A 7,839-nucleotide genomic window follows, 5' to 3' on the forward strand; every position below is an offset into this window, starting at 1 on the left:
CTCTGGCATTGGCGTGACGAATGTTTATCAGCGATTGAAACTTAATATATGGCGAAAAGTTTCTGATGAGTATTAGCAGTGAAGTTGATGTAGGAACTACAATTACGCTTCAATTACCCCAAGTAAACCGTGAAGTGGAGTGAAGCTACATGTTTACAGCGATTGTAGTAGATGATGATTACCCTGTTCTTCAATATTTGTCTCAAGCCGTCAAATGGAACCAGCTTCACATCGAATTGCTTGGTACATATTCCAATGGATTAGAAGCGTTGGAAGCAATTCGGATGTGTGAGCGATTTCCAGATATCGTGATTACGGATATTGGCATGCCGAAAATGAATGGACTCGAACTGATTGCGGAGTATAGCTCGATTAACCCTGACTTTGCGGCGATTATTATATCCTGCCATGATGAATTCCATTACGCCCAACAAGCACTTAAGTTGAATGTTCAGGACTATATTTTGAAGGAAAGCTTGGAAGTGGAGCAAATAGAGCAGATTTTAAAGAAGATAACCCTTCGATTATGCTCCAAACAGGATCAATTGGCTGAATTTCAGCATTACAAGCAATTAGGCAAAATGAATCAGACTGCGGTCAGAAACAAGTTTTTGAAGGACACCCTGTATCAAAATTCCTGGTCGAAGCATGCTTGGATTGAAAAGGCAGGAATAAACGGTATTAATCTTCAATCCAAACAGTACGTTACAATGATCCTCTCTGTAGATCGGTTAAATGAGATGACTCGTGTGCACAGGTTGAATGATCATACGATATTTTTTGCAGTGGAGAATGTGCTTCAGGAGATTCTGAGCGACAAAGGGAATTTCGTTTTTTTAACTACAATAGTCGCGACTTGGTAGTTCTCTATTTAACGGATGATCCGAGTGTTGAGCAGTCCTATGTATATCACATGATGCAGACCTGCATTACAAACATAAAACAGTACATAAAAATCCATGTATCCGGCTTCATTGGTCGAACGGTAAGCAAACCCAAAGAAATTCAAGATGCTCTGCTTCCTATGCTGCAGGAGTTGGAGCATCGATTTTATAGTACAGAATCCAGCGTGAGTACATGGTCAAAGCAGGAATTCAGCAAAATTGATATGTATCAAGAGTATGCAAAGTATTATTCCATGATTAGTGAGCATATAGCAGCTAAGAATCAGTCTGGACTCGTAATGACGATACAAGATTGGTCGAATTGGGTGAAAGCCTCTCATTTTCATCCTGATTATGTAAAAGAATGGGTTCTGCAATTACTTTTGGATTTACATATGAAAATAAAAGTTACACTTCATTTTCAAAGCGAGTTTTCCGATGAGAAGCTCTATTTAACGATAAGCCAAATCGTAACCTTGTCGCATTTATCGGAGTGGTTCCTAGACTACTTATCACGTATGGCTGCTAAGTTAAGCGAGATTACGATATCTTCGCGTCCGGAAGTGATTAAGGCGCAGCAATATGTCATTCAGCATGTTTCGGAGCGGATAACGCTGGAGGAGATGGCCAGCTATTTGAATCTCAATTCGAGTTATTTCAGTCGGCTGTTTAAGCGAGAGTTGAATATCAATTTTATTGAGTATGTAAATCGAGTTAAACTTCAGAAGGCCAAGGAGCTTCTGCTGCAATCCAACAAAACGGTAGAGGAAATCTCAGATTTGCTCGGTTATTCGAACAAAAGCTATTTTATTAAACTATTTAAGCGTGATGTAGGAACAACACCAAGAGAGTTTGTCTCTTGGGACAGATCACAAAGGATGATGGAAACAGTTTAGAACCAAACAGCACCTCATTTAGTCGCAATTATCAGCATACCTACAAACTTTTACTGACAGGAGAGTAGCGTTCATGTGGCGTAAGGCAATTGAAGATGCACAGGCTAAAATAGCAAATAATCTGCGCAATCATCCAGGATTGCTTCCTCATATTACGGGAGACAAGTGTTATGAATGGGGAGAGAACAACGATTGGATCGAGGGTTTCTATATCGGTATGATATGGCTGGCTTATGAATATACTCAAGATTCCTATTATAAAGAAGCAGCAGAAAAATTCTTGGAGAACTTTACGTATCGTTTAGATCATCATGTGGATTTGGATCATCATGACATCGGCTTTCTCTATTCACTATCTGCGGTTGCCCAGTATCGCATAACAAAGAGTGAAGAAGCAAGGCAGGTAGCCTTGCAGGCAGCACGAGTGCTTGCTAATCGCTGGCGCCCGAAAATGGGCATTATTCAAGCATGGGGTACAGAAGGAGATCCTGAGAACGGCGGCAGAATCATCATCGACTGCATGCTGAATCTACCGTTATTGTTCTTTGCATATGAGCAGACAGGTGAACAGGAATACTATGATATTGCGTATAAGCATGCACGCAAGAGTTTGCGTTTCCTAGTTAGAGGTGACTCTTCTTCCTATCACACCTTTTATTTCGACCAGGAGAATGGCAATGCTCTGCGTGGAGGCACGCATCAGGGCTATCAGGATGGCTCAACCTGGACACGGGGCCAAGCTTGGGGTGTCTATGGCTTTGCGCTTGCTTATCGATATACGCAAGATCCTGACTTCCTTGCTGCTTCTAAGCGTATGGCAAAATATTTTATCGATCATCTGCCAGAGGATCATGTTGCTTATTGGGACTTTGACGTTCCTGTTGAAGCGTCAACGCCTCGTGACAGTTCTGCTTCTGCAATCGTTGCCTGCGGCCTTATTGAGCTGATCGGAATCCTTGATGTGGAGGATCCAGATCATGAGTATTTCACCAATTCGCTGCATGAACAGATGGAGTCACTTGTTTCGAACTATTCAACAATGAATATGCCAGATGCAGAAGGTTTACTGCAGCATGGCTCTTATCACGTAAGAGGAGATCGTGGACCCGATGATTACATGATCTGGGGAGATTATTATTATCTTGAGGCTTTGGTTCGTCTGCAATGCGGAATTAGAAGCTACTGGTAATGTAAATGAACTGTTCATCACAAATACTGAGTTGTAACCATATTGACAAAGCACTTCCAATCAACCAGCGGCAGCCTAAGACTTTATCATCCGGTCAAAGACTACCGCTGGTTTTTCTATACGGGTCGCACCCGGACTTTCTTTAGTTGGCGCATACAGCGCCGATTCATTAAAACATAGAGATGTGTTAATCTTCCATTAAATTACCATAATATTTCCGGAATATAGGTTCGACGTCCGAAAATCGGATATATTCTCCATCAGGTAAATCTGATTTGTCGATATCCTGCGACCAAAGTGCAGAGCAGGATTCCACCAGCTCGATCGTGTCTCTACACCAGCGGATATATTGAATTTCTTGCTCCAATCCTCTTCTTACAACGGCCGAGCTCATTAAAATCCGTGATTTCATGACATTGCGCTCCCGAATGCTTTCCCATCGCTCTTGAAAAATGTGTTTCATCTTGGCTAACCGCTGTTCCCGTTCCTTTTGATAGGCCTTTAGCTGGAAAATGACCTCTGAGGCGGGAATGTTGTCCATAAAGGAGACTTGCATCAGAAAGGAGTCTTTTAGCTTCGGCGTTTCTGGAGGCGAAAGCAGCCAGGTGATCAGCTCCTGCTTGCCTTTATCTGTGATGGCATAGATCTTTTTGTCGGGTTTGCCCGTTTGCGGTAGTAAGCGGCTTGTAATGTATTCCTCTTGCTCCAAACGCCCAAGTTCCGGATAGATTTGCGATAAATGAGAATGCCAGAAGATGCTCATAAAATCATCAAATTCCTTTTTCAGATCATAACCAGTCGCTTCCCATTTACTAAGAAAACCCAAAATACCATATTTTAACGACATCTCTTATACTTCCTTTCTGATATTTCCATAAATTAAACCGCCACTGTTTCAATGTTCGATTGCTCTGCGGAGTTTCCTCTACCAAGGGATGGAACAGCCAAAATTCCGGCAATCCCGAGAACAAGCAACATGGCGCTAATCAAGAGAATCGTTGTTGGAACTCCACATATCGAAAGCAACACTCCGGTCATCAATATTCCCGGCAGAGCCGCACTGCTTGAAATCATATGATACATACTGAATACGCGGGTGTAGTTTTCCTTCTCCACGATATCCTGCACGTAGGTCACAAATGTAATATTAAAGCACCCCAGAGCAATTCCCTGCACGAAAAACAGAGGCAAAATTATCAGCCAACTTTGTATCACATATAGGCAGCCGATGCTGATGCAGAGGGTGAAAACGGGAGGGACGATCAACCATTTCCGCTCTATCTTTTTATACCATTTTGGAACGAGAGCCGCACCCACAATCATACCGGAAAGGGAAGCTGTCCCGATAAAACTCAGATTTTCGACGCCTGAACCAAGCACATCTCTTAAAAAGGAGAGCAAAATCAAATCTACTGAGGAAGCAATGAACATGGCAAGCGTCAAAAAACAAACAACATGCCGAGCTGGCGGTGGCGAGCAATATAAAGGACACCTTCTTTCATCAAAGTCCAATGTCCTTGCCGTTCAGGCATTTCTTGTTTCACCTTGGGCTTCATAAGCATTATGCACATCAGCGAGCAGAGAAGAAGAAAGGCTGAAAACAGCAGCAGTGAGGCAGGCGGGACCCCGTTTTTGAGCATAAAGGCCGTAAAAGTTTGACCTGATATTTTGACGACTGTATAGCCCATTTGTAGCCAGCTGTTCGCCGATGGACGATCTCTTTCGCTTACGATTTGCGAGAGAAGAGACTGATTGGCAGGCATGAAGAATAAACCGACAATGCTTTCGGTGATCAGGAGCACATATACCCACGGCATTGGGATCAAGTCTGAGAAGAAAAAGAACAGGATCATACCGATCATGCGAACGACATTTGACCATGCCATCACATGCTGCAGCGTTTTTCCGGATATCCAGGCTCCGGCAGGTAGGGCTAGCAAAACGATAGGGAGATAGTATGCGACATAGAAAAACGTAAAGGATTCTGTTCCGCCCGATTTGATTTCAATCCATTTGAGCAATGAAAAAAAGAGTATGGAATCCGCAAACACGCTCAGGATTCTTCCGGCGAATAATTGTCTGAAGGCTTTGTGACGCAGCAGCATGGAAAGACCACCTTTTGGTTAATGTTGGTATGCTCATTGTAAATGGGGACAAACAATAGGTCAAGTATTATATATAAATATTTATCTATAGATTAAAAACACTTTTTGGTTCTGAAAGCGACAGCCATCAGCGGCCAATTTTACAGGATAACGGACATACAAGCCCTTATTTGGTTCTAAACCAACGAAAAAGTGGTTTTTTTACAAAATAGGAGCAACTGTGTCCGTTATAAATAAATCGGTTCTTGGATTTTTTGCAAAATACGGATATAGAAAATCCCCTAGACTTTGATTGGGACTATTTTAAAATAGAAAATGCTGGAGGGAGTGTTATATCAATGCTAAACAAGGTGGTTATCAATTAGGTCAAGATGTAGATTAATGATGAATTTTTTGAGGGAAGGTGCACTGAGAGGTTGCAAACTAAAGAAAATATCATGACTTATAACGATGTTGTTTCAATCGGTGATAGCTATTTACTTACAGAAGTAACAGAGTTGTTCGGATTAGAAGGGTATGAAATCCAGCTAATTCCGCCACATGACGGAGGGCGGAATGTCGTATATACCTGTGAGAAAGAGGGCACCGACGCAAAAATTATCAGAATCGCCTTCTTACCTGACAGGAACAGGGAAGATTTTCTGGCCGAAGTGGAGTATATCCGCTATTTATTTGAACACGGGGGAAGTGTCTCGGATGTAGTCAGCTCCTGGAAGGGGAATCTGCTGGAAGAGATCTCTCATCAAAATCATACCTTTTTCATCTGTCTGTTTAATAAGGCCAAGGGAAAATTGCTTGTGGAAAACAATTACCGGTACCGGGAAGGGGTTCCTCTTTCCGAATATTTTTATAACTGCGGTAAAACCCTAGGGAAACTGCACCACATATCGAAAGAGTATACTCCTGTCCATCGCCGGAATAGTTTTTTTGACAAATACAATGCCGAATATATGAATAAACTGATACCCGACTCCTTCTCTCTGGTTAAGAAGAAGCTGGTTGAGCTGCTTAATACCTTAGAAGGATTGGATACGAACCGTGAGTCTTTCGGTATGAATCATTTTGATTATAACGATGGGAATTATTCGATAGATTTTGATACCGGGCAAATAACTGTATATGATTTCGATAATTCATGTTTCGCTTGGTATATGTTTGATCTGGCAGGTCTCTGGATAAGCGGAGTGGGCTGGGTACAATTTGAACCAGATGTCGCTAAACGTAAAAAGTTTATGGATGATATTTTGAAATAGTCCTCGAGGGATACAGATCGGAGACCAAGATCGAAGATTCGATGTTGGATCAGTTACCTTTATTTATTCAGGTGTGTGACATGGAAAATATCGTTGACTACTTCGAGGTGATGCAAAACAGCGGTGAGGAGCCAAGGAGTGACGAGGTAATGTCGTATATCATAAAATGTTTGGAAGACGATATCCCATATAAGGGCTTTTTCCATGACATTTACTCATGTGAAGAACCCTTTGAGTATGAGGAACTGAATATTTAAGCTTTGTGGGTGGATTGCAAATGGAACAGCCGGCTCTTTGGGGCCGGCTGTTTTTAACTTTTTTTCGTGAAGTTGAAAGGTAGAAGAAAAATTCAGAGAGGTAGCCGCGCTTCGTTCGCTGAACCAACCTACGTACATAATCGTTTTGTTGCTATTCCGCCCGATTGAATCCTTTCATGATCAGCCATATAGCCAATACCAATTGTTGAACAGCGATCGGAACGTTCAATATCATGTAGGTTGTGTCCAGACCGATGAAGCGAATCATAAACAATAAGCTTGCCAATATTGATAGTGTTGAACCAATCAGACCCAAAACTGACAACCAACGGGGAATGATTTTGGTTTGGACAAATATGCAGGTAAACAAAAACATAGCCAAAACAAATGCCAGTGTTGTTGCTACATGGTTCACCAAATCCCGACCGTCCCGCAACAATTCACCCAAGGTGTGGAAATAGGAAACATTCAGAGCATCAACTTTTGCAAATTCTTGACTTACTGTCAATAACAGCAGAAGAATGATAACACCAATCATAATGAACACACCTGAAATGATACCAAAGCCAACAGAGCCTAGAGCAAGACCTTTATTATGCTTGCTTAACATCGGATACAGCAAAATCGGAATACCAACATAGGCAGCAACCATTAACAACTGAGAAAACGCTCCTATTAGCACCTGATTTTCATTTGTGGATGCGTTGACCAGATAGTCTGCTCCATCAATAACAGGCACAACACTACATATCCCTGCAACCAACCCGACTATGAATAACAATCCAACCATTACAGCAGACCTTCTACTTGAATGGATACTCTTCCTTAGCATAATGAACCTCCTTATCATATCAATCGTGGGGACTACTACCAAAATACTCCGAATCGCATTCTGACATGACAGGGAGCGGGAAGAATTGCTAAGTAAAGTTGAATCAATCAAGTTGGAGTGTAAAAGCAATGAAGGGTAGGCGTCAGCAGGGTTTCAGTACCTAACAATATTACTTCGGAAATGGGTTTGGCGCTGTTGGATGTCGCAGATGTAATCCGCCCTTATCCGAAATTCATTAATAGTTTACATAATAAAATTATGGTTAACATTTATAATGGAATGATTCAGTTGAAGGGTAGACAGGAGACCCAAGAAGCGATCTATGCTTATCTCGTGTAAATGGAACAGAAATCGAAATATTAACAAAAAGGATGAGCAAGATCCACATTTATTGAAGGATCTAGACTCATCCTTTTTACAATT

8 protein-coding genes are annotated in these 7,839 nt (G+C 41.8%); 4 read left to right on the forward strand and 4 right to left on the reverse strand.

The window, feature by feature from the left end; genetic code table 11:
- Window positions 1-149: 149 nt before the first annotated feature.
- From AZ66_RS33050 to AZ66_RS24060, 3 genes are all read left to right on the forward strand, one after another.
- Window positions 150-863 (forward strand): response regulator, encoded by a 714-nt coding sequence (locus tag AZ66_RS33050; RefSeq protein ID WP_231587018.1) that lies wholly within the window; start codon window positions 150-152, stop codon window positions 861-863.
- Entirely contained in the window at window positions 857-1,780 is a 924-nt protein-coding gene (locus tag AZ66_RS33055; protein WP_231587019.1) for a helix-turn-helix domain-containing protein, read from the forward strand. The genes AZ66_RS33050 and AZ66_RS33055 overlap by 7 nt, the downstream gene beginning before the upstream one ends.
- 73 nt (window positions 1,781-1,853) lie before the next feature.
- On the forward strand, window positions 1,854-2,969 hold the full coding sequence (locus tag AZ66_RS24060) for a glycoside hydrolase family 88 protein (RefSeq protein WP_044357181.1): 1,116 nt from the start codon (window positions 1,854-1,856) through the stop codon (window positions 2,967-2,969).
- Window positions 2,970-3,156: 187 nt separating this feature from the next.
- Here AZ66_RS24060 and AZ66_RS24065 read toward each other — a convergent pair whose 3' ends face one another.
- From AZ66_RS24065 to AZ66_RS24075, 3 genes are read right to left on the reverse strand one after another with little or no spacing between them, the layout of a single operon-like run.
- Entirely contained in the window at window positions 3,157-3,816 is a 660-nt protein-coding gene (locus tag AZ66_RS24065; protein ID WP_044357183.1) for a PadR family transcriptional regulator, read from the reverse strand.
- 32 nt (window positions 3,817-3,848) lie between these two features.
- A complete protein-coding gene (locus tag AZ66_RS24070) occupies window positions 3,849-4,412 on the reverse strand; it encodes an MFS transporter (protein ID WP_044357185.1) in 564 nt (187 codons plus the stop codon).
- A complete protein-coding gene (locus AZ66_RS24075; protein ID WP_044357186.1) occupies window positions 4,409-5,074 on the reverse strand; it encodes an MFS transporter in 666 nt (221 codons plus the stop codon). Before AZ66_RS24075 ends, AZ66_RS24070 begins: the two co-directional genes overlap by 4 nt.
- Before the next feature lie 416 nt (window positions 5,075-5,490).
- Here AZ66_RS24075 and AZ66_RS24080 point away from each other — a divergent pair, with 416 nt between their 5' ends.
- Window positions 5,491-6,327, forward strand: coding sequence for a phosphotransferase enzyme family protein (locus AZ66_RS24080; protein WP_231587020.1), 837 nt, complete (start codon window positions 5,491-5,493; stop codon window positions 6,325-6,327).
- A 408-nt stretch (window positions 6,328-6,735) separates the two neighbouring features.
- Here the strand turns inward: AZ66_RS24080 and AZ66_RS24085 are convergent, their stop codons facing one another.
- Window positions 6,736-7,416, reverse strand: a complete 681-nt coding sequence (locus AZ66_RS24085; protein WP_044357187.1) for a DUF4386 domain-containing protein — start codon at window positions 7,414-7,416, stop codon at window positions 6,736-6,738.
- Window positions 7,417-7,839 lie beyond the last annotated feature (423 nt).

Origin of the sequence: Paenibacillus sp. E194, from assembly GCF_000935845.1 — a bacterium.
Taxonomy (GTDB): Bacteria; Bacillota; Bacilli; order Paenibacillales; family Paenibacillaceae; genus Paenibacillus_B; species Paenibacillus_B alvei_B.

Bases quoted from the DNA above. Each gene is read 5' to 3' on its own strand.
- AZ66_RS33050 (WP_231587018.1), top strand. From the start codon at position 150: ATGTTTACAGCGATTGTAGTAGATGATGATTACCCTGTTCTTCAATAT.
- AZ66_RS24060 (WP_044357181.1), top strand. From the start codon at position 1,854: ATGTGGCGTAAGGCAATTGAAGATGCACAGGCTAAAATAGCAAATAAT.
- AZ66_RS24065 (WP_044357183.1), bottom strand. From the start codon at position 3,816: ATGTCGTTAAAATATGGTATTTTGGGTTTTCTTAGTAAATGGGAAGCG.
- AZ66_RS24075 (WP_044357186.1), bottom strand. From the start codon at position 5,074: ATGCTGCTGCGTCACAAAGCCTTCAGACAATTATTCGCCGGAAGAATC.
- AZ66_RS24085 (WP_044357187.1), bottom strand. From the start codon at position 7,416: ATGCTAAGGAAGAGTATCCATTCAAGTAGAAGGTCTGCTGTAATGGTT.